This is a genomic window from Cupriavidus sp. SIMBA_020 (assembly GCF_046535395.1).
Lineage (GTDB): Bacteria > Pseudomonadota > Gammaproteobacteria > Burkholderiales > Burkholderiaceae > Cupriavidus > Cupriavidus campinensis.
The window spans coordinates 357,528-383,550 of sequence record NZ_JAWRWU010000002.1; the positions used below are offsets into that span (position 1 = coordinate 357,528).

A 26,023-nucleotide genomic window follows, 5' to 3' on the forward strand; every position below is an offset into this window, starting at 1 on the left:
GCCTCAGTTCATGGAGACACTGCGGAGCGGCGTGACGATGCCGGCGAGGTCTCGCTCGGCCAGCCGCGCCGCGGCCAGCAGGCTGTCCCAGTCGTCGGGTGGATTGCCGTTCGCCAGCATCTTCGCGAACACACGGTATGCGTCGGTCTTGCTTTCGTAGGCGCGCATGGTGGTCTCGTCGTTGACCCAGCCAAAGACGATGACCTTCTGCTGCGCGTTGAAGCGGTAGAAAAGCCGGTACTGCTGGAAGAAGCGCGCGCGGCACCAGTGCTTGTGTGTGTCGCCCAGCGTGCCCCCGAGCCGGTAATCGGCGTTCGCCGGGTCGGACGGAATCCTGTTCATCATCAATTCGAAGATCGCCACGAGCCGCTTCGTGGCGTTCTTCTGCCGATAGCCTTCCGGATCTTTCCTTGCCAGCGCCTCGACGGCGTTGGCCAGCGACGTCAGTTGATCGATGAACAACGGATGGGCGTACAACCGCCACCCGTTGACGACCGGGGTTTCGGTTTGCGGCGCTGCCATCAGTCTTCGTCCGGCAGCGGGGCGTCGAGGTCGATCTCGATTCGATTCGTCAGCTTGTCGATCCGGGCCAGCAGTTCCACCCTCAATGCACGCAGGCGTTCCGGATGCTGCGCGATGTCGCGTTCCAGCAGGTCCAGGAAGGGTTCGAGCGCCGGGTCATGGGATACCACCACGCCCGTCGCGCGTTGCATGACGACTTCGCCACTTGGCCGCACTACGTAACGGATCTTGTCGCGCCGCTCCAGCTTCAACGCGCGCCGGACGACGTCCGGCACGGTGGTCTGGAAGCGGTCGGTCAGGGTTGACTCCGCCTCGACAATGGCCTCATCAGGGGCGTGGAACACGAGCGGCATGGTGGAACTCCTCAGCACAATGCCACGATGGTAATGCATCCGCATTACTTAGGCAATGCAGTTGCATTGCTGATAAGGCGAAAATAAGCCCGCGCAGTGGCGGGCTCATTCGGTAGCGGAGTCGGCAGCGGAGTCGGGAAACTCAGATTTCGAGGTTATCGATCAACCGCGTGGCGCCCAGTTTGGCGGCGGTCAGCACCACCAGCGGTTCGCCGGCGGCGAATTCCTCGCGGGTGGGGGCTTGCAGGTTCTCGCGCTTGCGGATGGACACGTAGTCGGGCTTCCATCCCCGCGCGGCCAGCTTGGCCACGGCGTCGGCTTCCACCTGGAGCAGGTCGACCTTGTCACCGGCGAGTACCGTGTCGCGCACTTCATGGAGTGACTTGTAGAGCATTGGCGCCTCGGCGCGCTCGGTCTCGGTCAGGTAGCGGTTGCGCGACGACAGCGCGAGGCCGTCCTCGGCGCGGATGGTCTCCGCCGGGATGATGTCGATGGGCAGCGCAAACTGCTTGACCATGCGGCGCACGATCATCAGCTGCTGGTAATCCTTCTTGCCGAACACGGCCACGCGCGGCTGGGCGCACGAGAACAGCTTCATCACCACCGTGCACACGCCCTTGAAGAAGCCGGGGCGGAATTCGCCTTCGAGGATGTCGCCCAGGTCGTGCGGTGGCTCCACGCGGTATTCCTGCGGCTCCGGGTACATGTCGCGCTCGGTGGGCGCAAACAGCACGTAGACGCCTTCCCTCTGCAGCTTCTCGATGTCGTCCTGCAGCGTGCGCGGGTACTTGTCGAAGTCCTCGTTCGGGCCGAACTGCAGCCGGTTGACGAAGATCGACGCCACCACCGGGTCGCCATGCTGGCGGGCCAGCCGCATCAGCGACAGGTGGCCTTCATGCAGGTTGCCCATGGTGGGGACAAACGCCGCGCGATTCTGCCCGCGCAACTGGTCCCGCAGCTCTTGGATAGAGGAAATGACTTTCATGTACGTGGTGTGCTGTCGTGGTAGGAGAGCGCCCGGGTGCGTGCCCGGGGTGCACCGGCTCTTAATATCGCTGAAACGGGGGATGGCCGGTTGTCGGCGGATTGTAGAGCATCCGCGCCATTCGAAATGCCGCCGTGGCGGCCCGACCTGCGGGAATCAGGTCGGCGTGTACGTCAATCGCACATAAATTGGTGCGAACGGCTCGGCCTGCGTGATCTCGACGAGGGCCTCGCGGGACAGTTCCAGCATGGCGATGAAGTTCACCACCACCACCGGCACGCCCTTGCCCGAGCGGATGGCATCGTCGAACAGTTCGGTGAACTCCATGAACCGCGAGTGCTGCAAGCGCCGCAGGATCTGGCTCATGTGCTCGCGCACGGACAGCTCCTCGCGCGAGATCTTGTGGTGCTGGTTGAGCTTGGCGCGCCGGAGCACGTCGGCCCAGGCGGACTGGAGGTCGATCGTTTCCACGTCCGGGAAACGCGGCGACAGGCTCTGCTCGATATAGACCTGCGAGCGCAGGAAGTCGCGGCCGAGTTGCGGGACGGTGTCCAGCCGCTGCGCGGCCAGCTTCATCTGCTCGTACTCCAGCAGGCGGCGCACCAGTTCGGCGCGGGGGTCCTCGGCTTCCTCGTCGCTGTCGGCCTTCTTCACCGGCAGCAGCATGCGCGACTTGATCTCGATCAGCATCGCGGCCATCAGCAGGTATTCGGCAGCCAGCTCGAGGTTGGTCTTGCGGATCTGCTCGATATACAGAAGATACTGACGCGTCACCTGGGACATCGGAATGTCCAGCACGTTGAAGTTCTGCCTGCGGATCAGGTACAGCAAGAGGTCCAGCGGCCCTTCAAACGCTTCCAGGAAGATCTCGAGCGCGTCCGGCGGGATGTAGAGGTCCTGCGGCAGCTTGAACAGCGGCTCGCCGTACAGGCGCGCGAAGGCCATGCCGTCGACCATGTCGCCGGGGGCCGCGCCGCCGGCGGGCGCCACGGTTGGCAGCTCCACGGGCAGCGTCAGCTTGTCCTGCGCGTCTTTCTCGCTCGGATGCATCCGGTCAGGTCGGGTTCGGGGTCGGGCGGGCCGGGATCGGGCTCAAGCTGGCTCAAGCGGGCTCAGTTGCCCGACGAGTACACGTACGGCTTCTGGGCCACGCGCGAGTCGTTGGCGCGGGCGCGTTCCTCGAGGTCGATCGGGGTCTTGTCCCACAGCAGGGCGCGGCCTTCGCGCTGCTCGGCTTCCAGGGCAGGACGTTCCTGCTTGAGCGACTTGATGAACTGGGTGATATCCGATTCGTACATGGCCATGATGAAACTCGCCGCCCGGTGGCGGAGTGGGGGAATAGTGGGGCACGATTTTACCGTATCGGCGACTGGGCAAGGAGGAATCGGCGGGCAATGCCCGGGAAGCAGGCTGGAAACCGGCCCCGGGCGCCGGTTTCCGGTGTAATTTGACGCGATTCCGGCGTCGGACGCGGCGCCGGGTGTGGTCAAATAGCGACTTTGCCGGATCGACACGGACGGATGAGGATCGACTTGGGTCACGTGGCCACAAGGAGCGCTGCAAGCCGGGCGTTGCAATGCCCCCCACAGCCCCCCCAAGCCGGGGACGGTTGCCGCGCGCGCCTGCGCCGGGCGGGCCTGGCCCTGGTGCTCGGGCTGGCCGGGCTGTTGATCCAGATGCTGGCGTCCGAGGCGCTGGCCGCCCGCGCTGCCTACAAGGTGGAGATCGAGGCACCCAAGGTCCTCAAGGACATCCTCGAGGAACACCTCGACCTCGCCCGCTACGCCACCCGCACCGATATTTCCGAAGACCAGTTCGCCTACATGGTGGAAACCGTGGGCGAGCAGGTGCGCCAGTTCGCCTCCACGGAGGGCTGGTTCGATCCTGAAACCAAGGCCACCGTGACCGGCGAGGGCGACAGTCGCGTGGTCCATATCAGCGTGGACCCCGGCGCGCGCACGCTGATCCGGCGTGTGGACCTGGAGGTGACCGGCCCGGCCGCCACGCAGAACCCGCAGCAGGTGAACGAGATGCGCGCCAAATGGGGCCTGCCGGTCGGCGACCCGTTCCGCCAGGCAGATTGGGACAAGGCCAAGGAAGACGCGCTGGTTGCCCTGCAAAGCCATACCTACTATGGCGCGAAGCAGACGGCATCGCGCGCCCGGGTGGAGCCGGACGAGCATGCCGCCGATTTGTCGGCGCGCTTCGAGAGCGGGCCGGCCTATGTGCTCGGGGCGCTCGAGGTGGAGGGCACGCGCCGCTATCCCGAGCAGATCGTCCGCAATGTGAACCCGCTCCGGGAGGGCGAGCCGTACCGCGTGGAGCGCCTGCTCGAGTTGCAGCGCGCGATCCAGAACCAGCCGTACTTCTCCAACGTGCAGGTGGACCTGGCCGAGCCCACGCCGGCCGAATCGGCCGACGCCGCCGCCAAGGACGAGACCGTGGTGGCACCCGTAAAGGTGCGCGTGCGGGAATATCCAACGCACCGCGTCTCGTCCGGCGTCGGCTTCACCACCGATACCGGCGCGCAGGTGGAAGGCCGCTACTCGTACTACAACCTGTTCAACCGCGCGTGGGTGCTCGACACCCAGGCGCGTATCGAGCAGAAGCGCCAGTACGGCTTTATCGAGGCGGCCATGCCGCCGGACTCGCACACCTACCGCAACAGCATCTACACCAGCTACGAGCGCACGATCGACGTCGAGAGCACCGACCTGACCAGCTGGCGGGCCGGCCTCAAGCGCTCCCGCTCGCGCGAGAAGTACGACACCACGGTGTCGCTCGATTTCTATTACGACAACCTCGTGCCGTTCGGCCAGCCCGAGCAGATCTCGAAGGCGCTCGTGCCAGCCTTCGCCTGGACCCGCCGCGACGTGGACAACCCCGTGTTCCCGCGCCGGGGCAACGTCATCAGCACGCAGATCGGGGTGGCGGCCAAGAATATCCTGAGCGATGCCACCTTCCTGCGCATGTATGGCCGGATTCGCCAGTACGTGCCAGTGGGCAACCGCGACCTGTTCATCGCCCGGCTGGAGCTGGGCGCCAACATGACCTCGGCCGATCCGGCGCTGATTCCGGCCTCGCTGCGCTTCCGCGCGGGCGGTACCGATTCCATCCGCGGCTACAGCTACCAGTCGATCGGCACGCCCAACGGCGCCAGCGTGCTGCCGGCGCGCTTCCTCGGCACCGGCAGCCTGGAGTACCAGTACTGGTTCAAGCCCGAATGGGGCGTGGCGGCGTTCTGGGACATGGGCACGGCCACCAATGACCTGCACGGCGTGAAGCTCTATCACGGCGTGGGCGTGGGCGCGCGCTGGCGCAGCCCGGTGGGCCCGGTGCAACTGGACATCGCCTATGGCATCCAGCAGAACCAGTTCCGGCCGCATATTTCGCTGGGGGTGGCGTTCTGATGCATATGGACATGCCACCCGTGCCCCGCCGCAACGAGGACGAACCGCGCGCGCCTCGCCCCCCTCGACCAATACGTCGCGTCTGGCGGGTGATTGGCTGGACGCTGGCCGTGCTGCTGGCGCTGCTGATCGCCGCCATCGCCACCGCCGTGGTGGCGCTGCGCACCGAGGCCGGCACGCGCCAGCTCTGGACGCTGGCCACGCGCTTCTCGGCCGGCCTGCTGGCCGGCACCTTCGAGGGCGGTACGGTCGCCAGCGGCCTGCGGCTGCGTGACGTGGTCTACGCCAGCGGCGACACGCGCGTCAGCATCGACAGGATCGACAGCCGATGGAGCGCGACGTGGTCCCCGGCGCGGCTGCATGTGGAATGGCTGCGCCTGGGCAAGATCGACGTGCGCCTGCCGCCGTCCGCGCCCACGCCGGACACCGGGCCGGCACAGATGCCGAAGTCGCTGGAACTGCCGCTGGCCATCGACGTCGACACGCTGACGATTGCCGAACTGTCGCTGCTGCAGGGCCCGCCCGCGACGGCCACGCCGCAGGTGTTTTCCGATCTTTCCGGCGCGCTCCATTCCGATGGCATGCGCCACCGCGTGGTGGTGGACAAGCTCGTCACGCCGTACGGCACGCTGCAGGCCAATGCGCAGATTGCCGGGCAGGCGCCGTTCGCGCTGTCCGCCGAGGCACTGCTGGAGGGCCGCTGGCAGGAGGAATCGTTCGCGGTGTCGGCCACCGCCAGCGGCGCGCTGGACGCCCTGCGCGCCGAGGCCGAAGCCACCGGAGACCGCATCCGCGCGCGGGCCGGCATCGACCTGACGCCTTTCGGCAAGGTGCCGTTCACCCATCTGCTGATCGATGGGGACCGCATCAATCCGCGCCTGTTCAGCCCGACGGCGCCGCAGGCCAACCTGACCGTGCACGCCGAGCTGCGCCCCGTGGAAGCGGTGGCGCCGCCGCCGCAGATCGCCCGGCCGGCGCCGGGGCAGTCCACGGCCAGCGCGGTGGCGGCGGCTTCGGCGGCATCCGCCTCCGCGCCGGTGCCGCAGCCGGCGCCGCCCACGCGCAATCCGCTGGCCGTGGCCGGCGAGGTCACCGTGCGCAACCTCGATCCAGGCCCCATCGACAAGGAACGGCTGCCGGTGCACAGCGTGCGGGCGCGCGTGGAGGTCAGCGAGATGGCCCAGACGCTGCGCGACCTGCGCATTGCGCTGCCGGGCAAGGCCGAGATCGTCGGGCAGGGCGCGCTGCGTGAGGGGCGCGGCGGCTTCGACCTCGACGTGCACCGGCTCAACGCGGCCGATCTCTATACAACGCTGGTGCCGACCAACCTCTCCGGGCCGGTGATCCTGCGGCTGGAGCCGGGCCGGCAGAGCGTGGCGCTGGACCTGGCCGGGGGCGAGCTGAAGCTGTTCGCCGATGCACGCGTGGACGAAGACGCCGTAACGGTGTCCGCCCTGCGCGCCGGGCTGGGCGCCGGCACGCTGACCGCCGAGGGCAAGCTCGGCCTCAAGGACACCCAGCCGTTCAGCTTCAAGGGCAAGCTGGCCAATTTCGATCCGGCGCGGCTGGCCAAGGTGGCGCCGGGCCGCATCAACGCGGATTTCTCGACCACGGGCTCGCTGGCCAAGGTACTCCGGGTGGCGCTCGATTTTGGCCTGCACGAGAGCGAGTACGCCGGGCTGCCGATGACGGGCACCGGCAAGATCCGGCTTGAGGGCGAGCGCCTGCTGCCCAGCGAGGCGTCCCTGCTGATGGCTGGCAATCAGGTCAACCTGCGCGGCAGCTTCGGCGCGCGCGGGGACCGGCTCAAGGTCAATGTCGATGCCCCGCAGCTGGAGCGGCTCAAGTTCGGCGTGGCTGGGCGTGCCAAGCTGGACGCCGAGGTCACCGGCACGCTCAAGCGTCCCGAGGTGGTGGGCGACTACAGCGCGCAGGCGCTGGTGATCGGCCCGCACAAGGTGGCCAGCGCCAGCGGGCATGCCGAACTGCGCGGCGGGCTGGACGGCACGGTGGCCGTGCAACTCGCCGCGCGCGACTATCAGGGGCCGCAGGCCACCATCCGCACGCTGGACGCCAACCTCAGCGGCACGCAGGGCAATCACACCTTCGACGCCAAGGCGGCCGGCACGCTGAACCGCCAGCCGATGCAGCTGACGCTGGCCGGGCAGGGCGCGTGGCAGGGCGACAAGGGCTGGAACGGCACCATCCGCACGCTCGACTTGCGCGGCACGACCACCGTGCGCCTGGCGGCGCCGACGCAGCTGCTGGTGGCGGACCAGCATATCCGGCTCGGGTCCGCGCGGCTGCTGTTCGAGCGTGCCACGGCCAATATCGACGGATTCGAGTTCGACCATGGCCGCATCCGCACGCAGGGCAATCTCGATGGCGTCGAGGTGGCCAATGTCCTGAAGCTGATGCAAACCTTGACCGGGGAGCCGCCGCCGCTGCGCTCGGATCTTGTGCTGGATGGCCGCTGGAACCTGAACCTGGCCGAGACCGCGACCGGGTTTGCCGAGATCCGCCGGCGTAGCGGCGACGCCTCGATCAACGCCGGACGCGGCTGGACCACGCTGGGCCTGGGCGAAACCGCGCTGCGCGCCGAGTTCGCCGGCAACCGGGTCACGCTGCGCGGCGGCACCACGGCGGCGCGGATCGGCAAGATCGATGTCGATGCGTCGGCAGGGCTGGTTCAGGAACAGGGGCTGCTGACCGTGGGGCCGGCCTCCACGCTGGCCGGCACGGTGTCGGCGGACATCCCCCGGCTGAAATCGCTCGAATCCCTGACCGGTCCGCAGTACGCGTTCGAGGGCAAGCTGGCTGCCGCGATGCGGCTGGGTGGCACGGTCGGCAATCCGCTGCTGACCGGCACCGTGGATGGCAGCGATATCGCCGTCACGCTCTACGACCAGGGCATTCGCCTGACCGACGGCGTGGTCCATATCGTGCTGGACCAGAACACGGTGGAAATGAAGGAAGTGCGATTCCGGGGCGGCGACGGGACGCTGGTGGCCACCGGCAACGTCAAGCTGGGCGAGACCGACCCGAACCTGACCGCCAAGATCGTGGCCGACAAGCTCCAGCTGTTTGCCAGCCCCGAGCGCACGCTGATCGTCTCGGGCGAGGCCGGCATCGCCAACGAAAACAAGCAGATTGCGATTCGCGGCAAGTTCCGCGTCGATCGTGGCCTGTTCGACCTGCCCAAGTCCAGCGCACCGGTGCTCGGCGACGACGTGGTGGTGGTGCGCCGCCGCGACCAGCGCGAACTCAAGACCGCGGCCACGCCGGTGGTGCCCGAGTCCCAGCCGGCGAGCCGCTTCAGCCCGGTGATCGACGTCACCGTGGATCTGGGCGACGACTTCCGCTTCCGCGGCGCCGGGGCGGACATCAAGCTCGCGGGCCAGCTCGCCGTGAAGAGCGAGCCGCTGGCGCCGATGCGCGCCACGGGCACGGTGCGCGTGGTGGATGGCACGTACGAGGCGTTCGGCCGCAAGCTCAACATCGAGCGCGGCATCATCAACTTCAACGGGCCGATCGACAATCCGAACATCAATATCCGCGCCATGCGCCGCAACCAGGAGGTGGAGGCCGGCGTGGAGGTCACCGGCACGGTGCGGATTCCGCGCGTGCGGCTGGTGTCGGAGCCGAACGTGCCGGAGGAAGACAAGCTGTCGTGGCTGATGTTTGGCTACGGCGCGGAGAGCGCCGGGGCGGGCCAGCAGCGCCAGCTGAGCGGCGGCGCGCTCGGCGGCGCGGCGCTGGGCATGATCGGTGGCCGGGCGGGCAAGGGCATCGTCTCGCACCTCGGCATCGACGAATTCTCGATCGGGCCGTCCACGGCGGGCCTGAACGACCAGCAGGTGGTCAGCGTCGGCAAGGCCGTGACTGACCAGATCTCGGTGGGTTACGAGCAGAGCCTGACGTCGGCGTCGAACGTGGTGAAGCTCACCTGGGCGTTCTCGCGCCGCTGGTCGCTGATTGCCAAGGGCGGCTCGATCAACGGGCTGTCGGTGCTGTTCAACCGCCGCTTCAATAACTGGAGTAGCCTGTTTGCCGCCGAACCGTCGCGCCGATCCACGGCAGGCGGCGCCGGCACCGCGTCGGCCAGCGAGCCGGCCGGCGACCCCGTGGAAGCCATCAAGCGATAACCACCATGACCTTCACTGACGCGTCGCGCAGACGCCTTGCCACCATGGGACTGATTGCCTCCTTGCTTGCGCTGGTCGGCTGCGACCAGCAGAAAGTGGACGAAGCGATGAAAAAGGCCGGCAACGTGGCCCGCAACACGTGGAACAGCGTGAAGCCGGACAGCCAGCTATTCAAGGGCATCGAGATCGGCAAATCGACCGAGGATGACGTGCGCCGCCAGGCCGGCAAGCCCGAGATCGTGTGGGAGGAGGCCGATGGCGGCAAGCGGCTAGAGTACCCGCGCGGGCCCGAGGGCGTGACCACGTGGATGGTGACCACCGCGCCGGACGGCACCGTGCGCACCATCGAACAGGTGCTGACGGCCGAGAACTTCCAGCGCGTGCGCCCCGGCATGAGCCAGGACGGCATCCGGCGCCTGCTCGGCAAGCCGACCAAGGTGGAGGCGTTCGCGCTGAAGCAGGAGGAGGTGTGGGGCTACCGCTGGCTCGAATCGCCCACGGACCGGGCGTTCTTCAACGTCCACTTCAACAGCCAGGGCGTGGTGACGACCACGTCACGTAGCGACGACCCGTCGCGGCGGCAGGGGGGATGAAGGCTTGAGGGGTGGCTCCCTCTCCCGCAAGCGGGAGAGGGAGCGAACAAACGGTAGGCGAACTTAGCCGATCCGCATGCCCGGTACCGCGCCGCTGTGCGGTTCCAGGATGTACAGGCCCGGATTGGCCTTCTCGTCGGCCGCCGAGGCTGCCAGCACCATGCCTTCGGACATGCCGAACTTCATCTTGCGCGGCGCCAGGTTGGCCACCACCACGGTCAGCTTGCCCACCAGCTGCTCCGGCGTGTAGGCCGACTGGATGCCCGAGAACACGTTGCGGGTCTTGCCTTCGCCGACGTCCAGCGTCAGTTGCAGCAGCTTGCTGGAGCCTTCCACCTTCTCGCAGGCGACGATCTTCGCCACGCGCAGGTCGATCTTCGCGAAATCATCGATCGTGATGGTGTCGCCAATCGGCTCGATGCCGGCCGGGGCGCCCTGGGCGCCCTGAGCCTCGCCAGCCGGAGCCGCGGTGGCCTGGAGCGAGTCGCGGTTGGCGGCCACCAGCGCCTCGATCTGCTTGGTATCGACGCGGGTCATCAGGTGGGCGTACGGCTGCACCGGGCGGTCGGCCGACAGTTGCTTGTCGATGGCGCGCCAGTCCAGCGGCTCGATGTTCAGGAAGCGCTCCACGCCCGCGGCCATGGCCGGCACCACCGGCTTCAGGTAGATCGTCAGCAGGCGGAAGGCTTCCAGCGAGACCGAGCAGGCCGCGTGCAGGGCATCGCGCTTCGCCTCGTCCTTGGCCAGCTCCCACGGCTTGTTGGCGTCCACGAAGCCGTTCACGGCATCGGTCAGCTCCATCACCAGGCGCAGTGCCTTGCTGTACTCGCGGCCCTCGTAGAAGGCGGCCAGTTGCGGCGCGGCCTGGCGCAGCTGCACCAGCAGCGGGTTGCCGAGCGCGGCCTCGTTGACCTTGCCATCGAAGCGCTTGACCAGGAAGCCCGCCGCGCGGCTGGCGATGTTCACGTACTTGCCGATCAGGTCGCTGTTCACGCGGGCGACGAAGTCGTCCAGGTTCAGGTCCAGGTCTTCCATGCTCGCGTTGAGCTTGGCGGCGAAGTAGTAGCGCAGCCATTCCGGGTTCATGCCGGTGTCGATATAGCTCTGCGCCGTGATGAAGGTGCCGCGCGACTTGCTCATCTTGGCGCCATCCACGGTCAGGAAGCCGTGCGCGAAGACGTTGGTCGGCGTGCGGTAGCCGGAGAAACGCAGCATGGCCGGCCAGAACAGCGTGTGGAAGTACAGGATGTCCTTGCCGATGAAGTGGTACTGCTCGGCGGTGGAGTGCGGACCGACCCAGGCGTCGAAGTCGATGCCCTTCTTTTCCGCCAGGTTCTTGAAGCTGGCGTAGTAGCCGATCGGGGCGTCCAGCCAGACGTAGAAGTACTTGCCCGGGGCGCCCGGGATCTCGAAGCCAAAGTAGGGGGCGTCACGCGAGATGTCCCAGTCGCTCAGCGTGGAGGCCTCGCCTTCGCTGCCCAGCCATTCCTGCATCTTGTTGGCGGCTTCCGGCTGGGCCAGGTCGGCCACCCATTCGCGCAGGAACGACTCGCAGCGCGCATCGGACAGCTTGAAGAAGAAATGCGTGGACGACTTGCGCACCGGCGTGGCGCCCGAGACCACCGAATACGGGTTCTTCAGGTCCGTCGGCACGTAAGTTGTGCCGCATACTTCACATGAATCGCCGTATTGGTCCTTGGCGCCGCACTTCGGGCACTCGCCCTTGATGAAGCGGTCCGGCAGGAACATGTTCTTGACGGGGTCGTAGAACTGCTCCACCTCGCGCTCGGCGATCAGGTCCTCGGCCTTCAGGGCCAGGTAGATCTTCTCGCAGAGTTGGCGGTTTTCGTCGGCGTCGGTGCTGTAGTAGTTGTCGAACGAAACCAGGAAGCTGTCGAAATCGCGCTTGTGCTCGGTCCAGACGCGGTCGATCAGCTGTTTCGGGCTGATGCCTTCCTTCTCGGCGCGCAGCATGACCGGCGTGCCGTGGGTGTCGTCGGCGCCCACGTAATAGACCTCGTTGCCCATCATGCGCTGGAACCGGACCCAGATGTCGGTCTGGATGTACTCCACCAGGTGGCCGATGTGGATCTGGCCGTTGGCGTACGGCAGGGCGGATGTGACGAGGATGCGACGTGCGGTCATGAAGGAGGCCGGGGAATGATGATGAGGTCCGGCGGGCCGCCGGAGGCGGGCGCGAGGACGGAAAGCGGCTATTTTAGCAAGCGGGGCGCCGGCGCGTCCGGAATCGGCGTGGCAAACTGTTCGACCAAAAAAAAGCGCCGGTTGGTACCGGCGCAGCTTTCCACAACGGAAAAGGAGGAGAAATCAGATACCGCCCGGGAGGTCAGCCACCCATCGCGAGCCAGCAACGGTGGCAAGCGGTATCTGAACGGTATGACCGGCTCACCCCTGAATTGGTTTCAAGAAAATTTCGACTCGTCGATTTTGGGCGCGGCCGGCCTCGGTGGCGTTGTCCGCCACGGGCTGGCTCTGGCCACGGCCCTCGGCGCTCAGGCGGTTCCGGGCGACGCCTCGGTCACCCAGGTACGACGCCACGCTCTGGGCGCGGCGCTGCGAGAGCTGCATGTTGTAGTTCGGGTTGCCGGTGCTGTCCGTGTGGCCTACCACGTTGGCAACCACGTCCTGGTGCTGGCCCAGGGTCTGCGCCACCTGGTCGAGCACCGAGCGGAACGATGGCTTGATGCTCGCGCTGTCCGTATCGAACGTCACCTGGCTCGGGATATTCACCTTGAGCGAGCCGTCCGGCTGCTCGGTGATCTGGGTGCCTGTGCCCGCCGTGTCCTTGTTCAGCTTGCCGCGGATGGCATTCCAGTTGTAGCCGGTGGCCCCGCCCACGGCGCCGCCCACCGCCGCGCCCACGAGCGTGCCAGTGGTGTTGCCGCCGATCAGGTTGCCCAGGCCGGCACCCACGGCCGCGCCCACGCCAGTGCCGACCGCGGTATGGGTCTGCTGCTCCGTGGCGCAACCGGCCAGGGCCGCGGCAACGGCGAGCGAGACGGTGACAAGCTTGAATCTCATGCTTTCTCCTTCTGATGACATGCTGGGATATTTCACTAATGTTCGGTCAACTGCATACCGCATGGTAACTGCATCCGCCGGATTGACGTAGCGAGCGCCCACAAGTTTCATCATGCGTTTGAAAACAAGCAGGACGGCGGGGCCGGGCGCCTTGCCGGCGTTGGGCGGGAGGCCGGGCACTGGCGCACTACAATAGGGACATGGCAGCACCCGCACAAGGGCAAACGTGTCAGAGATGTAAATGTCTGTAATTCCACACTCGATGGAGGGGATCTCGCCCCGCGCTATCGCGCCCCTGGCTGCTCCTTCATACTTTGATACATTACGCGCCTGATCCCCACCGACCCATATATAAAGAAGCGGAGTCTGCCTTGAGCCTCACCATTGAACAGGTAACCGATGCCCTGCGCACCGTGATCGATCCCAACACGGGCCGCGACCTGGTATCCACGCGCTCCGCCCGCAACGTGCGGGTGGACGGCGGCGATGTCTCGGTGGAAGTGGAACTGGGCTATCCGGGCAAGAGCCAGTTCGAGCCGATCCGCAAGCTCGTGATTGGCGCGCTGCGCAGCCTGCCGGGCGTGACCAACGTCAGCGTGGCCGTGACCATGAAGATCGTCGCCCACGCGGTGCAGCGCGGCGTGAAGCTGCTGCCGGGCGTGAAGAACGTGATTGCGGTGGCCTCGGGCAAGGGCGGGGTGGGCAAGTCCACCACGGCCGTGAACCTGGCGCTGGCGCTGGCCGCCGAGGGTGCCCGCGTGGGCATGCTCGACGCCGATATCTACGGCCCGAGCCTGCCGATGATGCTGGGCATCGACGGCCGCCCCGAGTCGGCCGACGGCCAGACCATGGAGCCGCTGGAGGGCCACGGCCTGCAGGCCAACTCGATCGGCTTCCTGATCGAGCAGGACAATCCAATGGTATGGCGCGGCCCGATGGTCACGTCCGCCCTGGAACAACTGCTGCGCCAGACCAACTGGCACGACCTGGACTACCTGATCGTCGACATGCCGCCGGGCACCGGCGACATCCAGCTGACGCTGTCGCAGAAGGTGCCTGTGACCGGCGCCGTGATCGTGACCACGCCGCAGGACATCGCGCTGCTGGACGCCCGCAAGGGGCTCAAGATGTTCGAGAAGGTCGGCATTCCGATCCTCGGCATCGTCGAGAACATGGCGGTCTACTGCTGCCCGAACTGCGGCCATGTCGAACATATCTTCGGCGAAGGCGGCGGCGACAAGATGAGCAGCGAATATGGCGTGGACCTGCTCGGCAGCCTGCCGCTGAACCTGTCGATCCGTGAACAGGCCGATTCGGGCCGCCCCACCGTGGTGGCCGAGCCGGACAGCCCGATTGCCGGGATCTACCGCGAAGTGGCGCGCAAGGTTGCCATCAAAGTGGCTGATAAGGCACGCGACATGACGAACAAGTTCCCAAGCATCGTGGTGCAGAACACCTGAGGCCCGCCGCTGCCATGGACGAACCGCTTCCTGCCTCGCCGGTCTCCCCAGAGACCCCGCCCGCCGGCCGTCCGGCGGTGACCATGGCCGTGGTGATGCGCAAGGTGCCGCTGGCCAACCGCTGGCAGCCCTGGAAGTGGGAGTTGGACGCGGTGCTGCCGGACCTGGGCGAGTATGGCGCCGCGCCGCTGCGGCTCGATGCCGACAGCCACGGCGCGCGCTGGCTCTATCCGGGCCATCCCGTGACGCTGTATCGCGACGAGGGCGAGGGTTACTACCTCAACCTGACCTCGACCACGCCGTGCTGGTTCGTGCTGTGGCGCATGGCCGAGGAGGCGGATGCCGATGGCGAGACCCGCGCCGTGCCGGTGACGGTGACGCTCTCCTATAACGAGGCCGGGCGCTGGCTCGATGCTGGCGAGAGTGTGGAAAACGTGCCGCTGGAGCCCGCGCAGCGCGAGTGGCTCGAAGCGTTCACGCAGGAAAACTATCGCCCCGAGCCCAAGAAACGGCGCCGTCCGGAGTCCTTCAAGGCGCCGGAAGACCGCGCGCGGTACTGACCGGCCCCGGACCCCGCCATGAGCGACGCCGATTCCTCCTTCCTCTCGCGCTGGTCGCGCCGCAAGGCCGCCGTGCGCGAGGGCCAGCCGGTGCCGGCCGAGCCCGTGCTGGCGCCCGATGCCGCCCCGGTGGCGGTCACGGTCGCAAAAGTCCCCACTGCGCCGCCCGCCGACCCTCAGGAAGCCGCGCTGCTGCCCACCCTGGCCGATGTGGCGCTGCTGCAACCGGGCGACAACATCGCCCGCTTCGTGGCGCGTGGCGTGGACGAGACGGTCAAGCGCGCCGCGCTGAAGACCCTGTTCGCCGATCCGCACTTCAATGTGATGGACGGGCTGGACACCTATATCGACGACTACGGCAAGCCAGACCCGATTCCGCTCGATGTGCTGCGCCGGCTGACCCAGTCGGAGACGCTCGGGCTGTTCGACCCGATCGAGGAAGAAGAACGGGAAGGGGAAAAGGAGGAGGAGGGCGAGGTAGCGGCCGATCCCAAGGCGCTGGAGGCCCCGCCATCTCCGCCATCTCCGGAAGCCGAAGTCGCGCAAGCCCAGCCTCAGCCTGACGCTCCCGCCGACGACACCCCCATTCCACCCCTCCCTGCGGATAAACGCGCGTAGCTCTTCGCCGCGTGTGGGCCTAGAATGGGCCACCCCTACAAATCCGCCGGCCGGAAGACCCTCCGCAACGAAGAGGGCGCCAGGCCGGCAAGCAGTCTTGCCCCATGCCGACGCTGATCTGCAATTGCAACGACACCATGCCGCTTGACGGGGCGGCACTGTCCGATGCCTCTGGTTCCCTGAAGGTCCACCGCCTGCTGTGCCGGCGTGAAATCGGCGATTTCCGCCAGGCGCTCGATGGCGCGGAAGACGTCATCGTGGCCTGCACCCAGGAAAGTCCGCTGTTCACCGAGGTGGCCGGCGCCGCGCGCGAGGGCGGTGTGGTCACCGCGCCGGTGCGCTTCGTCAATATCCGCGAGACCGGCGGGTGGTCGCAGGGCGCGCGCCGCGACCCGGCCACCGCCAACGCCAAGATCGCCGCCCTGTTGGCCGCCGCGGCGCTCCCCGAGCCCGACCCGGTGGCGGTGGTGGACTACCGCTCGAACGGCGCCGTGCTGGTACTGGGCCCGGCCGCGCGGGCGCTGCCCTGGGCGGGCCGGCTCACCGAGGCCGGCCTCGAAGTCACCGTGCTGCTGACCGGCGCATCGATCAGCGATGTGACGCCGCCCGCCAGCCGCGCCTGGCCCGTCCACAGCGGCACGCTGGCCAGCCTGACCGGCTGGCTCGGCAACTTCACGGCCAGCTGGCAGACCGGCGCCGGCCAGAGCAACCCGATCGACCTCGACCTCTGCACGCGCTGCAACGCCTGCGTGGATGCCTGCCCGGAAGGGGCGATCGACTTCAGCTACCAGATCGACCTGGACCGCTGCCGCGACCATCGCGACTGCGTGAAGGCCTGCGGCGCGGCGGCGGCGATCGACTTCGACCGGCCCGCTGCCACCGCCGAGGCGCGCTTCGACCTCGTTTTCGACCTCAACGACGCCCCGGCCTTCGCCATGCACCAGCCCCCGCAGGGCTACCTGCATGCGGGCGCCGACGTGGCGCGCCAGCACGCCCACGCGCTGCAGCTGCAGCAGATGGTGGGCGAGTTCGAGAAGCCCAAGTTCTTCCGCTACAAGGAAAGCCTGTGCGCCCACGGCCGTAACCAGACCACGGGCTGCACCGCATGTATCGACATTTGCTCGACCCAGGCGATTGGCTCGCGCTGGCGCGATGGCAAGGGTTCCATCGAGGTCACGCCCAACCTCTGCATGGGCTGCGGCGCGTGCACCACGGTCTGCCCGACCGGCGCCATCAGCTACGGTTACCCCGGCCCGGAGACGCTCGGCGAGCGGCTGCGTACGCTGGTCACCACCTACAACGCCGCCGGCGGCCGCGATGCCGTGCTGCTGCTGCACGGCGAGGAGCATGGCACCCCGGCCATCCTGGCGCTGGGCCGCGCGGCCCGGGCCGGGCAGGCGCGCGGCGTGCCGCCCAACGTGATCCCCGTACCGCTGTTCCACCCGGCTGCCACCGGCATCGAACTGTGGCTGGCGGCGCTGAGTTGGGGCGCGGGCGGCGTGGCCGTGTTGCTGACGGGCGACGAGGCCCCGCAGTACCGCGCCGCGCTGGTCGAGCAGATGGGCGTGGCGCGCGCCATTGTCGAAGGTCTGGGCTATCGCGGATTGCGCCTGACGCTGGTGGAAGCGGGCGATGTGGCTGGGCTGGATGCCGGCCTGGCCGCGCTCGCCAGCCCGCCGGCGCGCGTGACGGCGCCGCCGCCGGCCAGCTTCCGCGCCGCGCTGGCCAAGCGCGAGACGCTCGACTTCGCCATCGACCACTTTGCCCGCCATGCTCCGGTGCCTGCCGAAGTGGTGCCGCTGCCCGCCGGCGCGCCGCTGGGCGCCATTACCGTGGATACGGGCCGCTGCACGCTGTGCATGGCCTGCGTGGGGGCGTGCCCGTCCAACGCGCTGCGCGACAACGCCGAGCGCCCGCTGCTGGCCTTTATCGAACGCAACTGCGTGCAGTGCGGGCTGTGCGAGACCACCTGCCCGGAGGACGCCATCGCGCTGGTGCCGCGTCTGCTGACAGGCGAGCGCGCCCGCCGCACGGTGACGCTGAACGAGACCCAGCCGTTCCACTGCATCCGCTGCGCCAAGCCGTTCGGCACCGCCCAGATGGTGCAGTCGATGCTGGTGCGGCTGGCCGGCCATCCGGCCTTTGCGGGCGCCAACGCGGACCGGCTGAAGATGTGTGCCGACTGCCGCGTGGTGGACATGATCGAAAAAGACACCGGCGCGACGCGCGGGGCCACGCTCCAGTAGCGCCAATCGCCCCAGCAGGGTGCGGCCGACCATACCTATCAAGACATGACCGATTTCCAGCCGATTCAGCTGATCCCGCCCGCGCCGGCCCCCGACGAGCCCGCCGCCGAGGAGATGGCCCGTGCAGACCTCTACGGCCTGCTGGCCACGCTGTTCTTCCAGGCGCCCGATGCCGCGCTGCTCCACCATATCGCCGCCAACCGCGCCAGCGACGAGGACGCCCGTACGGTGCTGGGCCAGGCCTGGAACGCATTGTGCGACGCAGCATCGACGACCACCGCCGAGGAGGCCGCCGACGAGTACGCGCGCCTGTTCATCGGCGTGGGCAAGCAGGAGGTCTTCCTGTACGGCTCCTACTACCTGGCCGGCTTCCTGAACGAGCGCCCGCTGGTGGCGCTGCGCGACGACCTGGCCCGCTACGGGCTGACCCGGCACGAGGGCATCAGCGAGACCGAGGACCACATCGCCACGCTGTGTGAGGTCATGCGCTTCCTGGTGGCGGGGGACGATGTGGCGATCTGCAACCCCGGCGAGCAGCAGCGCTTCTTTGCCCGCCATATGCAGCCGTGGATGGAGCGACTCTGCGACGCGCTGGCCGCGCACCCGCAGGCGCAGTTCTACCGCAGTGCGGCAGAGCTGCTGCGCGCGTTCACCGGCGTGGAGGCGGTGGCGCTGGAGATGCACTGAGGCAGGGCGATTTTGTGAAAGCCGTGTGAAAGGCCAACGCGAGCATCGGGTTTATCCTCGGTTTGAGGATTTTCCGATTGACAGTGTGGTCTTTCAGTTAGCTTCAATCTAGAATATGCAAGACAAGGCATAAATAGATCATCCATCGGTACCGCAGAACCGACAGGAGCCCCCATGAAAGACAAGCAATCCCGGGTCGCACGCCGCACCTTCCTGGCAGGGGCGGGCGTGGTTGCCGCTGCCGGTGCGGCCGCCGTGGCCACACGTGGGCAGTCGGCGCTGGCCGATGCCATCGCGCCGCCCACCGCCGCCGATGCGGCCGATCCCGCGCCCGACAGCCAGGGCTACCGGGTCTCCGCCCATATCCGCAAGTACTACCGCACCACGCTGATCTAGACGCACGCTCACGGCGTGCCAGGTGGCGCGCCCTGTCTGTCGTCCCCCTCTTTCGCCGAGGCAAGACATGATCCTGACCCGCAAGCGCGCGGACCAAGGCCAGACCGACCGGGTTGCAAACCGGCTCGCCGACCCGACTGCTCCGCAGGCCCATTCCGCCAGCAATGCCAATGCCAACGGGCGCCTGGCGTCCCGCCTGGCCGCCGGGCTGGCCGGAGCGATGCCGACGATGGATCGGCGCAGCTTCCTCAAGCGGTCGGGCATCGGCGTGGGCGCCGGGCTGGCTGCCACGCAACTGACCCTGATCCGCAAGGCCGATGCCGATGACGGCAAGGCCGGCGCCGGGGCTGGCAAGGGCGAGATCGTGGTGCGGCGCACCGTGTGCGGCCACTGCTCGGTGGGCTGCGCGGTGGATGCCGTGGTGCAGAACGGCGTCTGGGTGCGCCAGGAACCGGTCTTCGACTCGCCGATCAACATGGGCGCGCACTGCGCCAAGGGCGCCGCGCTGCGCGAGCACGGCCACGGCGAGTACCGGCTCAAGTACCCGATGAAGCTGGTCAACGGCAAGTACCAGAAGATCAGCTGGGACCAGGCGCTGGACGAGATCACGGCGAAGATGAAGGCCATCCGCCAGGAGACCGGCCCCGATTCGATGTTCTTCGTCGGCTCCTCCAAGCACAGCAACGAGCAGGCGTACCTGCTGCGCAAGTGGGTGTCGTTCTTCGGCACCAACAATACCGACCACCAGGCGCGCATCTGCCATTCCACCACCGTGGCGGGCGTGGCGAACACCTGGGGCTACGGGGCGATGACCAACTCGTACAACGATATGCAGAACGCGAAAGCGGCGCTGTATATCGGCTCCAACGCGGCGGAGGCGCACCCGGTGTCGATGCTGCACCTGCTGCACGCCAAGGAGAACGGCTGCAAGGTGATCGTGGTGGACCCGCGCTACACCCGCACGGCGGCCAAGGCGCAGCACTACGTGCGCATCCGCTCGGGCACCGACATCGCCTTCCTGTTCGGCGTGCTGTACCACATCTTCCAGAATGGCTGGGAAGATCCCAAGTACCTGAACGACCGTGTCTACGGCATGGACAAGGTCAAGGCCGAGGTGCTGGCCAAGTGGACCCCGGACAAGGTGGAGGAAGTCTGCGGCGTGCCCGAGGCCCAGGTGAAGCTGGTGGCCGAGACCATGGCGAAGAACCGCCCGTCCACGCTGGTCTGGTGCATGGGCCAGACCCAGCACACCATCGGCAACGCCATCGTGCGCGCTTCCTGCATCGTGCAGCTGGCGCTGGGCAATATCGGCGTGTCGGGCGGCGGCGCCAACATCTTCCGTGGCCACGACAACGTGCAGGGTGCCACCGACGTGGGCCCGAACCCCGACTCCCTGCCGGGCTACTACGGCCTGGCCACCGGCGCGTGGAAGCACTACGCGGCGGTGTGGGGCGTGGACTACGAATGGATCAAGAAGCAGTTCGTCTCGCAGACGATGATGGAGAAGTCCGGCACCACGGTGTCCCGCTGGATCGACATCGTGACCGAGAAGAGCGACCTGATCGACCAGGACAACAACGTACGCGGCGTGTTCTTCTGGGGCCACGCCCCGAACTCGCAGACGCGCGGCCTGGAGATGAAGCGCGCGCTGGACAAGCTCGACCTGCTGGTGGTGGTGGACCCATACCCCTCCGCCACGGCCGCCATGGCCAACATGACGCCGGCCGAGGGCGACAAGATCAACCCGAACCGCGCCGTCTACCTGCTGCCGGCGGCCACCCAGTTCGAGACCTCGGGCTCGTGCACGGCCTCCAACCGCTCGCTGCAATGGCGCGAGAAGGTCATCGAGCCGCTGTTCGAGTCGATGCCCGACCACACCATCATGCAGGCCTTCGCCGATAAGCTCGGCTTTGGCAAGGAGCTGTCGAAGCACTACAAGATGATCGAGGTCAAGCGCGCCGGCCGCACCTGGCAGGAGCCCGAGACGGAATCGATCTTGCGCGAGATCAACGCCAGCAACTGGACCATCGGCTATACGGGCCAGTCGCCGGAGCGGCTCAAGTCCCATATGCGCAACATGCAGATGTTCGATGTGCGCACGCTGCGCTGCAAGAGCGGCAAGGACCCGGTCACCGGCTACGACCTCACCGGCGATTACTTCGGCCTGCCGTGGCCGTGCTACGGCACGCCCGAACTCAAGCACCCGGGATCGCCGAATCTGTATGACACCTCGAAGCACGTCATGGACGGCGGCGGCAACTTCCGCGCCAACTTCGGCGTGGAGCGCGATGGGGTGAGCCTGCTGGCCGAGGATGGCTCCTTCTCGGCCGGGGCGGAGATCACCACCGGCTACCCCGAGTTCGACCACGTGCTGCTCAAGAAACTGGGCTGGTGGGATGACCTGACCGACGCCGAGAAAAAGGCCGCCGAGGGCAAGAACTGGAAGACCGACCTTTCGGGCGGGATCCAGCGCGTGGTCATGAAGAACCACGGTTGCCATCCGTTCGGCAACGCCAAGGCGCGCGCCGTGGTCTGGAACTTCCCTGACCCGATCCCGCAGCACCGCGAGCCGCTGTACTCCACGCGGCCGGACATGGTCGCCAAGTACCCGACCCACGACGACAAGATGGCGTTCTGGCGCCTGCCCACGCTGTACAAGTCGGTGCAGCAGCGCAACATCGAGAACAAGATCTACGAGAAGTTCCCGATCATCCTGACCTCGGGCCGGCTGGTGGAGTACGAGGGCGGCGGCGAGGAAACCCGCTCCAACCCGTGGCTGGCCGAGCTGCAGCAGGAGAACTTTGTCGAGATCAACCCGCAGGCGGCGTCCGCGCGGGGTATCCGCAACGGCGACTACTGCTGGGTGCGCACGCCTACCGGCGCCCGCCTCAAGGTGCGCGCGCTGGTGACGGAACGCGTGGGCGTGGACACGGCGTTCATCCCGTTCCACTTCTCGGGCTGGTGGGAAGGACGCGATCTCAAGGAGTTCTATCCCGACGGCGCGTACCCGATCGTCCGGGGGGAGGCGGTGAACACGGCCACCACCTACGGCTACGACTCGGTGACGATGATGCAGGAAACCAAGACCACCGTTTGCCAGATCGAGCGGTTTGCCTGAGCCTGAGAGACGGAGAGACACATGGCACGCATGAAATTCATCTGTGACGCCGAGCGCTGCATCGAATGCAACAGCTGCGTCACCGCCTGCAAGAACGAGCACGAGGTGCCCTGGGGCGTCAACCGACGCCGCGTGGTGACGATCAACGATGGCGTGGTCAACGCCGAGAAGTCCATCTCGGTGGCCTGCATGCACTGCTCGGACGCGCCCTGCATGGCCGTCTGCCCGGTGGACTGCTTCTACCGCACCGACGACGGCGTGGTGCTGCACGACAAGGACGTCTGCATCGGCTGCGGCTACTGCTCCTACGCCTGCCCCTTTGGCGCCCCGCAGTTCCCCAGCGAGGGCACCTTCGGCGTGCGCGGCAAGATGGACAAGTGCACGTTCTGCGCCGGCGGCCCGGAGAAGAACGGCAGCGAGGAAGAATTCGAGAAGTACGGCCGCAACCGGCTGGCCGAGGGCAAGCTGCCGCTCTGCGCGGAAATGTGCTCGACCAAGGCCCTGCTGGGCGGCGATGGCGACGTGATTGCCGACATCCTGCGCAACCGCGTGATCAAGCGCGGCACGGGCGGCGATGTGTTCGGCTGGGGCACGGCCTACGGCAAGCCGCAGGCGCCGGCCAATCCCGCCAATCCCGGATCGCCGGCGGCCCCCGGCACCCCGCAGGGCGCCGCGCCCGGCACCCCGGCCGGCGGAGGGCAGCCGTCATGACCCGCGCCGCGCTCATCGTATCGATGCTGGCCGCCGCCGCGCTGCTGGCCGCGTGCAGCGAGAAGCCGCAGACCGTCTCGTCCACGCACAAGAAGTCGGATTCCGTCGCCTGGCAGGGCGCCCCCGGCGACCCGTTCGTGGCCAAGGGCTGGACGGCGGGCGACAAGGACAGCTGGCAGCGTCAGATCCATCAGCGCAACCAGTACCAGAACGAGTACAACCGCACCCAATGAGCGGGGGAGGCGCCATGACCCTCATCCAGACCCTCAACACCCTGCTGGCCGGGGTGGTCCTTGCCGCCGGTGTCGCGGGCGCGGCGCTGGCCCAGACGCCGGCCTCGCCGCCTTCTGCGCCAACCTCGGCGCAACCCTCGGCGCAGGCCGAGGCGGACGCCAACAATCCCGCCACGCACCCGGTGCAGCCGTTCGCGGGCGTGGCCAGCGAGAACATCTTCAACATCCCCCGGCGCGACGTGGCCGCCGAGGCCCGCTCGCAGCAGGAGCGCTCGGTGACCCAGCCGGGCAACAACGCGCCGGTCTGGCGCGAAGTCAACTCCGACCAGCACCACTACAGCAGCCTGCCCGACAAGGAAGCCGGCGTCCTGATCCAGCGCACCGGCCAGCAATGGCGGCTGTTCCGCAATGGCGTGCTGACGGTCTGGGGCGGCTGGATCCTGATCCTGGCGCCGGCGGCCATCCTGGCCTTCTTCGCCTGGCGCCGCACCATTCCGCTGAAGTCCCCGCGCACGGGCCGGATGATCGAGCGCTTTACGCCCACCGAGCGCTTCGTGCACTGGGCCGTGGCCATCTCCTTCGTGATCCTGGCGATCTCGGGCATCGTGATCCTGTTCGGCAAGCACTTCCTGCTGCCGATCATGGGCCACACGCTGTTCGGCTGGCTCACCTACATTCTCAAGAACCTGCACAACCTGACCGGGCCGGTGTTCACGCTGTCGATCATCGCCACCTTCGTGGTGTTCGTGCGTGACAACGTGCCGAACCGCGGGGATGTGGTCTGGGTGCGCAAGCTCGGCGGGCTCGTCTCGGGCGCCCACGTGCCCAGCGCGCGCTTCAACGCCGGCGAGAAGATGTGGTTCTGGGGCGGGATGGTGCTGCTCGGGCTGGTCCTCTCGGCCTCCGGCTGGGTGCTCGACATGATCGTCCCGGGCCTGGACTACTACCGCGCCACGATGCAGATCGCCCACGTGATCCATGGGGTCTCGGCCGTGGTGATGATCGTGCTGGCGTGCGGCCATATCTATATGGGCACCATCGGCATGGAGGGCGCCTACCGTGCCATGCGCGATGGCTACGTGGACGAGGCCTGGGCCCGGGAGCACCATCAGATCTGGTACGACGACATCCAGTCCGGCAAGATTCCCGCCCAGCGCTCCACGCCCCGGGACGACACGCCGCGCGCGCGGCCGCGTCCCGGCGAAGTGTGACGGATTTCCGCAGCGCACCATGCACCCGGCCGAGGCGGCGTTACAATCGCCACGGCAGTCATCTCTAGAGGAGGGTTTGGCATGAAACGTGTACTTTGCGGTTTGGCAGTGGGCACCGCCGTGGCAATGATGGCGGGTTGTGGAACCTCGGGCACCAGCAGCGAAGCGGCCAGCGCCAGCGCGGCCCCGGCTGCCGCGCCGGCAGCGGCACGGGTGACGGTGGGCGCCAAGGCGGCGGCACCGTTGCAGTCCAAGAGCGGCACCAATACCGCGGGCCGTGTCACGTTCGACCAGCAGGCGGCCGGCGTGATGGTGGTGGTGGCGGTCACGGGCCTGCCTCCGGGCACCTCGCATGGTTTCCATGTCCACGAGAAGGGCGATTGCTCGGCCCCTGACGCGATGAGCGCCGGCGGCCATTTCAACCCGTCCGGCAAACCGCACGGCCAGATGACCATGCCTGAGCACCATGCCGGCGACATGAACAACCTGACCGCCGACGCCAGCGGCAACGCGCGCGTGCAGTTCCTGATGCCGGACGTCACTGTCGGCGCGGGCCCGAACAGCGTGATCGGCAAGGCCGTGGTGGTCCACAAGGACCCGGACGACTATCGCACCCAGCCGACCGGCAATTCCGGTGGCCGGATCGCGTGTGGCGTGATCGCCGCCTCCTGATCGTTCACCGTATCTCGCTATAGCCAGTCGTTCCGCGGTACGAAACGCCCCCTGAAACCGGCCCGATGGCGGCAACCCGCCACGGGCCGGCACCTATCCCGCCCCCGCCCCCCAGCCCCATGTCCCTGCGCCCCGAGTTGACCCATGCCGCCGTGCCGCTGATCGAGGAGGTGGAGGTCGTTGACGAACAAGGCCGCGTGCGGCCGGCCTGGCTGCCGGGCGAGCGGCCGCTGACGGTCTACCTCGACAAACGCGAACTGGTGACCCTGATGACGCTGGGCGGTTCGCCCGAGCACCTGGTGCTGGGCTACCTGCGCAACCAGCGGCTGGTGGAATCCATCGAGGATATCGCCGCGATCCAGGTGGACTGGGAGACCGAATCGGCCGCCGTGACCACCCGCACCGGCGTGGACCGCATCGAGGAACGCACCGCGCGCCGCGTGGTGACCACGGGATGCGGGCAGGGCACGGTGTTCGGCTCGCTGCTGGACGAGGTGGACAACATCCGCCTGCCCGGCGACGCCACGCTCACCCAGGAAACCCTCTACGCGATCATCGACACCATCCGCCTGCAGCAGTCGGTCTACAAGCAGGCCGGGTCGGTGCACGGCTGCGCGCTGTTCCGGGGGAGCGAGCTGCTGATGTTCGTGGAGGACGTAGGCCGGCACAACGCGGTGGATGCCATCGCCGGCAGGATGTGGCTGGAAGGCATGACGGGCGAGGACAAGGTCTTCTACACCACGGGCCGGCTGACCTCCGAGATGGTGATCAAGGGTGCGCAGATGGGCATTCCATTCCTGCTGTCCCGCTCCGGGGTCACCCAGATGGGCTACCAGATGGCCCAGCGGGTCAACCTGAGCCTGTTCGCGCGCTGCACCGGCAAGCATTTCCTGTTGTATACCGGGCGGGAGCGCTTCCGCCACAGCCAGCCCGAGGCGGCCGCGCCGGCCTGAAGGCGCGCCGGGGGGCCGCCGGAGGCGGTTGGCAGCCGGATTGGTTGTACAATGCGGCCCATTCCAGCGGCACCGGCCCGGCCGGGCGCTGCCCATTGTCCATTCCGC

22 protein-coding genes are annotated in these 26,023 nt (G+C 67.6%); 15 read left to right on the plus strand and 7 right to left on the minus strand.

Annotated elements, in window-relative coordinates; all coding sequences use genetic code 11:
• Nucleotides 1-3 precede the first annotated feature (3 nt).
• The 5 genes from SB751_RS05840 to SB751_RS05860 form a co-directional block, all read right to left on the minus strand.
• On the minus strand, nt 4-522 hold the full coding sequence (locus SB751_RS05840) for a type II toxin-antitoxin system YhaV family toxin (RefSeq protein ID WP_144197940.1): 519 nt from the start codon (nt 520-522) through the stop codon (nt 4-6).
• Entirely contained in the window at nt 522-875 is a 354-nt protein-coding gene (locus SB751_RS05845; protein ID WP_410747847.1) for a type II toxin-antitoxin system PrlF family antitoxin, read from the minus strand. The genes SB751_RS05840 and SB751_RS05845 overlap by 1 nt, the downstream gene beginning before the upstream one ends.
• A gap of 142 nt (nt 876-1,017) precedes the next feature.
• A complete protein-coding gene (panC, locus tag SB751_RS05850; RefSeq protein WP_144197942.1) occupies nt 1,018-1,860 on the minus strand; it encodes a pantoate--beta-alanine ligase in 843 nt (280 codons plus the stop codon).
• Between the two features lie 156 nt (nt 1,861-2,016).
• Nucleotides 2,017-2,910, minus strand: a complete 894-nt coding sequence (locus SB751_RS05855; protein ID WP_144197943.1) for a segregation and condensation protein A — start codon at nt 2,908-2,910, stop codon at nt 2,017-2,019.
• A gap of 62 nt (nt 2,911-2,972) precedes the next feature.
• Nucleotides 2,973-3,164 (minus strand): DUF3460 family protein, encoded by a 192-nt coding sequence (locus tag SB751_RS05860; protein WP_144197944.1) that lies wholly within the window; start codon nt 3,162-3,164, stop codon nt 2,973-2,975.
• A gap of 216 nt (nt 3,165-3,380) precedes the next feature.
• On the opposite strand from SB751_RS05860, the gene SB751_RS05865 reads away from it, so the two are divergent.
• From SB751_RS05865 to bamE, 3 genes are read left to right on the plus strand one after another with little or no spacing between them, the layout of a single operon-like run.
• A complete protein-coding gene (locus SB751_RS05865; RefSeq protein ID WP_377732369.1) occupies nt 3,381-5,270 on the plus strand; it encodes an autotransporter assembly complex protein TamA in 1,890 nt (629 codons plus the stop codon).
• A gap of 5 nt (nt 5,271-5,275) precedes the next feature.
• Entirely contained in the window at nt 5,276-9,415 is a 4,140-nt protein-coding gene (locus SB751_RS05870; RefSeq protein WP_410747882.1) for a translocation/assembly module TamB domain-containing protein, read from the plus strand.
• 44 nt (nt 9,416-9,459) lie between these two features.
• Entirely contained in the window at nt 9,460-10,008 is a 549-nt protein-coding gene (bamE, locus tag SB751_RS05875) for an outer membrane protein assembly factor BamE (protein ID WP_144198128.1), read from the plus strand.
• A gap of 63 nt (nt 10,009-10,071) precedes the next feature.
• Here bamE and metG read toward each other — a convergent pair whose 3' ends face one another.
• A complete protein-coding gene (gene metG, locus SB751_RS05880; RefSeq protein WP_144197946.1) occupies nt 10,072-12,153 on the minus strand; it encodes a methionine--tRNA ligase in 2,082 nt (693 codons plus the stop codon).
• 261 nt (nt 12,154-12,414) lie between these two features.
• Nucleotides 12,415-13,050, minus strand: coding sequence for an OmpA family protein (locus tag SB751_RS05885; protein WP_144197947.1), 636 nt, complete (start codon nt 13,048-13,050; stop codon nt 12,415-12,417).
• Between the two features lie 371 nt (nt 13,051-13,421).
• On the opposite strand from SB751_RS05885, the gene apbC reads away from it, so the two are divergent.
• From apbC to SB751_RS05945, 12 genes are all read left to right on the plus strand, one after another.
• Entirely contained in the window at nt 13,422-14,510 is a 1,089-nt protein-coding gene (apbC, locus tag SB751_RS05890) for an iron-sulfur cluster carrier protein ApbC (RefSeq protein ID WP_250024766.1), read from the plus strand.
• A gap of 14 nt (nt 14,511-14,524) precedes the next feature.
• Entirely contained in the window at nt 14,525-15,070 is a 546-nt protein-coding gene (locus SB751_RS05895) for a DUF3305 domain-containing protein (RefSeq protein WP_144197949.1), read from the plus strand.
• An 18-nt stretch (nt 15,071-15,088) separates the two neighbouring features.
• A complete protein-coding gene (locus SB751_RS05900) occupies nt 15,089-15,688 on the plus strand; it encodes a DUF3306 domain-containing protein (RefSeq protein ID WP_250024765.1) in 600 nt (199 codons plus the stop codon).
• A 104-nt stretch (nt 15,689-15,792) separates the two neighbouring features.
• Nucleotides 15,793-17,934, plus strand: a complete 2,142-nt coding sequence (locus tag SB751_RS05905) for a 4Fe-4S dicluster domain-containing protein (RefSeq protein WP_410747848.1) — start codon at nt 15,793-15,795, stop codon at nt 17,932-17,934.
• Nucleotides 17,935-17,979: 45 nt separating this feature from the next.
• Entirely contained in the window at nt 17,980-18,621 is a 642-nt protein-coding gene (locus tag SB751_RS05910; RefSeq protein WP_211944213.1) for a molecular chaperone, read from the plus strand.
• Between the two features lie 174 nt (nt 18,622-18,795).
• The gene (locus SB751_RS05915; protein WP_144197953.1) at nt 18,796-19,017 is read left to right on the plus strand and encodes a formate dehydrogenase; all 222 of its coding nucleotides are present in this window, start codon (nt 18,796-18,798) and stop codon (nt 19,015-19,017) included.
• A 67-nt stretch (nt 19,018-19,084) separates the two neighbouring features.
• A complete protein-coding gene (locus SB751_RS05920) occupies nt 19,085-22,135 on the plus strand; it encodes a molybdopterin-dependent oxidoreductase (protein WP_144197954.1) in 3,051 nt (1,016 codons plus the stop codon).
• A 21-nt stretch (nt 22,136-22,156) separates the two neighbouring features.
• Nucleotides 22,157-22,846: a formate dehydrogenase FDH3 subunit beta gene (fdh3B, locus tag SB751_RS05925; RefSeq protein ID WP_250024763.1), complete on the plus strand. Its 690-nt coding sequence runs from the start codon at nt 22,157-22,159 to the stop codon at nt 22,844-22,846.
• Nucleotides 22,843-23,079 (plus strand): hypothetical protein, encoded by a 237-nt coding sequence (locus SB751_RS05930; RefSeq protein WP_144197956.1) that lies wholly within the window; start codon nt 22,843-22,845, stop codon nt 23,077-23,079. The genes fdh3B and SB751_RS05930 overlap by 4 nt, the downstream gene beginning before the upstream one ends.
• A gap of 14 nt (nt 23,080-23,093) precedes the next feature.
• The gene (locus SB751_RS05935; protein WP_144197957.1) at nt 23,094-24,290 is read left to right on the plus strand and encodes a formate dehydrogenase subunit gamma; all 1,197 of its coding nucleotides are present in this window, start codon (nt 23,094-23,096) and stop codon (nt 24,288-24,290) included.
• Nucleotides 24,291-24,371: 81 nt separating this feature from the next.
• A complete protein-coding gene (locus SB751_RS05940) occupies nt 24,372-24,962 on the plus strand; it encodes a superoxide dismutase family protein (protein WP_144197958.1) in 591 nt (196 codons plus the stop codon).
• 119 nt (nt 24,963-25,081) lie between these two features.
• Nucleotides 25,082-25,915, plus strand: a complete 834-nt coding sequence (locus SB751_RS05945) for a formate dehydrogenase accessory sulfurtransferase FdhD (protein WP_144197959.1) — start codon at nt 25,082-25,084, stop codon at nt 25,913-25,915.
• The last annotated feature ends 108 nt before the right edge of the window (nt 25,916-26,023 follow it).

Bases quoted from the DNA above. Each gene is read 5' to 3' on its own strand.
- SB751_RS05840 (WP_144197940.1), bottom strand. From the start codon at position 522: ATGGCAGCGCCGCAAACCGAAACCCCGGTCGTCAACGGGTGGCGGTTG.
- SB751_RS05845 (WP_410747847.1), bottom strand. From the start codon at position 875: ATGCCGCTCGTGTTCCACGCCCCTGATGAGGCCATTGTCGAGGCGGAG.
- panC (WP_144197942.1), bottom strand. From the start codon at position 1,860: ATGAAAGTCATTTCCTCTATCCAAGAGCTGCGGGACCAGTTGCGCGGG.
- SB751_RS05855 (WP_144197943.1), bottom strand. From the start codon at position 2,910: ATGCATCCGAGCGAGAAAGACGCGCAGGACAAGCTGACGCTGCCCGTG.
- SB751_RS05860 (WP_144197944.1), bottom strand. From the start codon at position 3,164: ATGGCCATGTACGAATCGGATATCACCCAGTTCATCAAGTCGCTCAAG.
- SB751_RS05865 (WP_377732369.1), top strand. From the start codon at position 3,381: ATGAGGATCGACTTGGGTCACGTGGCCACAAGGAGCGCTGCAAGCCGG.
- SB751_RS05870 (WP_410747882.1), top strand. From the start codon at position 5,276: ATGGACATGCCACCCGTGCCCCGCCGCAACGAGGACGAACCGCGCGCG.
- bamE (WP_144198128.1), top strand. From the start codon at position 9,460: ATGGGACTGATTGCCTCCTTGCTTGCGCTGGTCGGCTGCGACCAGCAG.
- metG (WP_144197946.1), bottom strand. From the start codon at position 12,153: ATGACCGCACGTCGCATCCTCGTCACATCCGCCCTGCCGTACGCCAAC.
- SB751_RS05885 (WP_144197947.1), bottom strand. From the start codon at position 13,050: ATGAGATTCAAGCTTGTCACCGTCTCGCTCGCCGTTGCCGCGGCCCTG.
- SB751_RS05895 (WP_144197949.1), top strand. From the start codon at position 14,525: ATGGACGAACCGCTTCCTGCCTCGCCGGTCTCCCCAGAGACCCCGCCC.
- SB751_RS05900 (WP_250024765.1), top strand. From the start codon at position 15,089: ATGAGCGACGCCGATTCCTCCTTCCTCTCGCGCTGGTCGCGCCGCAAG.
- SB751_RS05905 (WP_410747848.1), top strand. From the start codon at position 15,793: ATGCCGACGCTGATCTGCAATTGCAACGACACCATGCCGCTTGACGGG.
- SB751_RS05910 (WP_211944213.1), top strand. From the start codon at position 17,980: ATGACCGATTTCCAGCCGATTCAGCTGATCCCGCCCGCGCCGGCCCCC.
- SB751_RS05915 (WP_144197953.1), top strand. From the start codon at position 18,796: ATGAAAGACAAGCAATCCCGGGTCGCACGCCGCACCTTCCTGGCAGGG.
- SB751_RS05920 (WP_144197954.1), top strand. From the start codon at position 19,085: ATGATCCTGACCCGCAAGCGCGCGGACCAAGGCCAGACCGACCGGGTT.
- fdh3B (WP_250024763.1), top strand. From the start codon at position 22,157: ATGGCACGCATGAAATTCATCTGTGACGCCGAGCGCTGCATCGAATGC.
- SB751_RS05930 (WP_144197956.1), top strand. From the start codon at position 22,843: ATGACCCGCGCCGCGCTCATCGTATCGATGCTGGCCGCCGCCGCGCTG.
- SB751_RS05935 (WP_144197957.1), top strand. From the start codon at position 23,094: ATGACCCTCATCCAGACCCTCAACACCCTGCTGGCCGGGGTGGTCCTT.
- SB751_RS05940 (WP_144197958.1), top strand. From the start codon at position 24,372: ATGAAACGTGTACTTTGCGGTTTGGCAGTGGGCACCGCCGTGGCAATG.
- SB751_RS05945 (WP_144197959.1), top strand. From the start codon at position 25,082: ATGTCCCTGCGCCCCGAGTTGACCCATGCCGCCGTGCCGCTGATCGAG.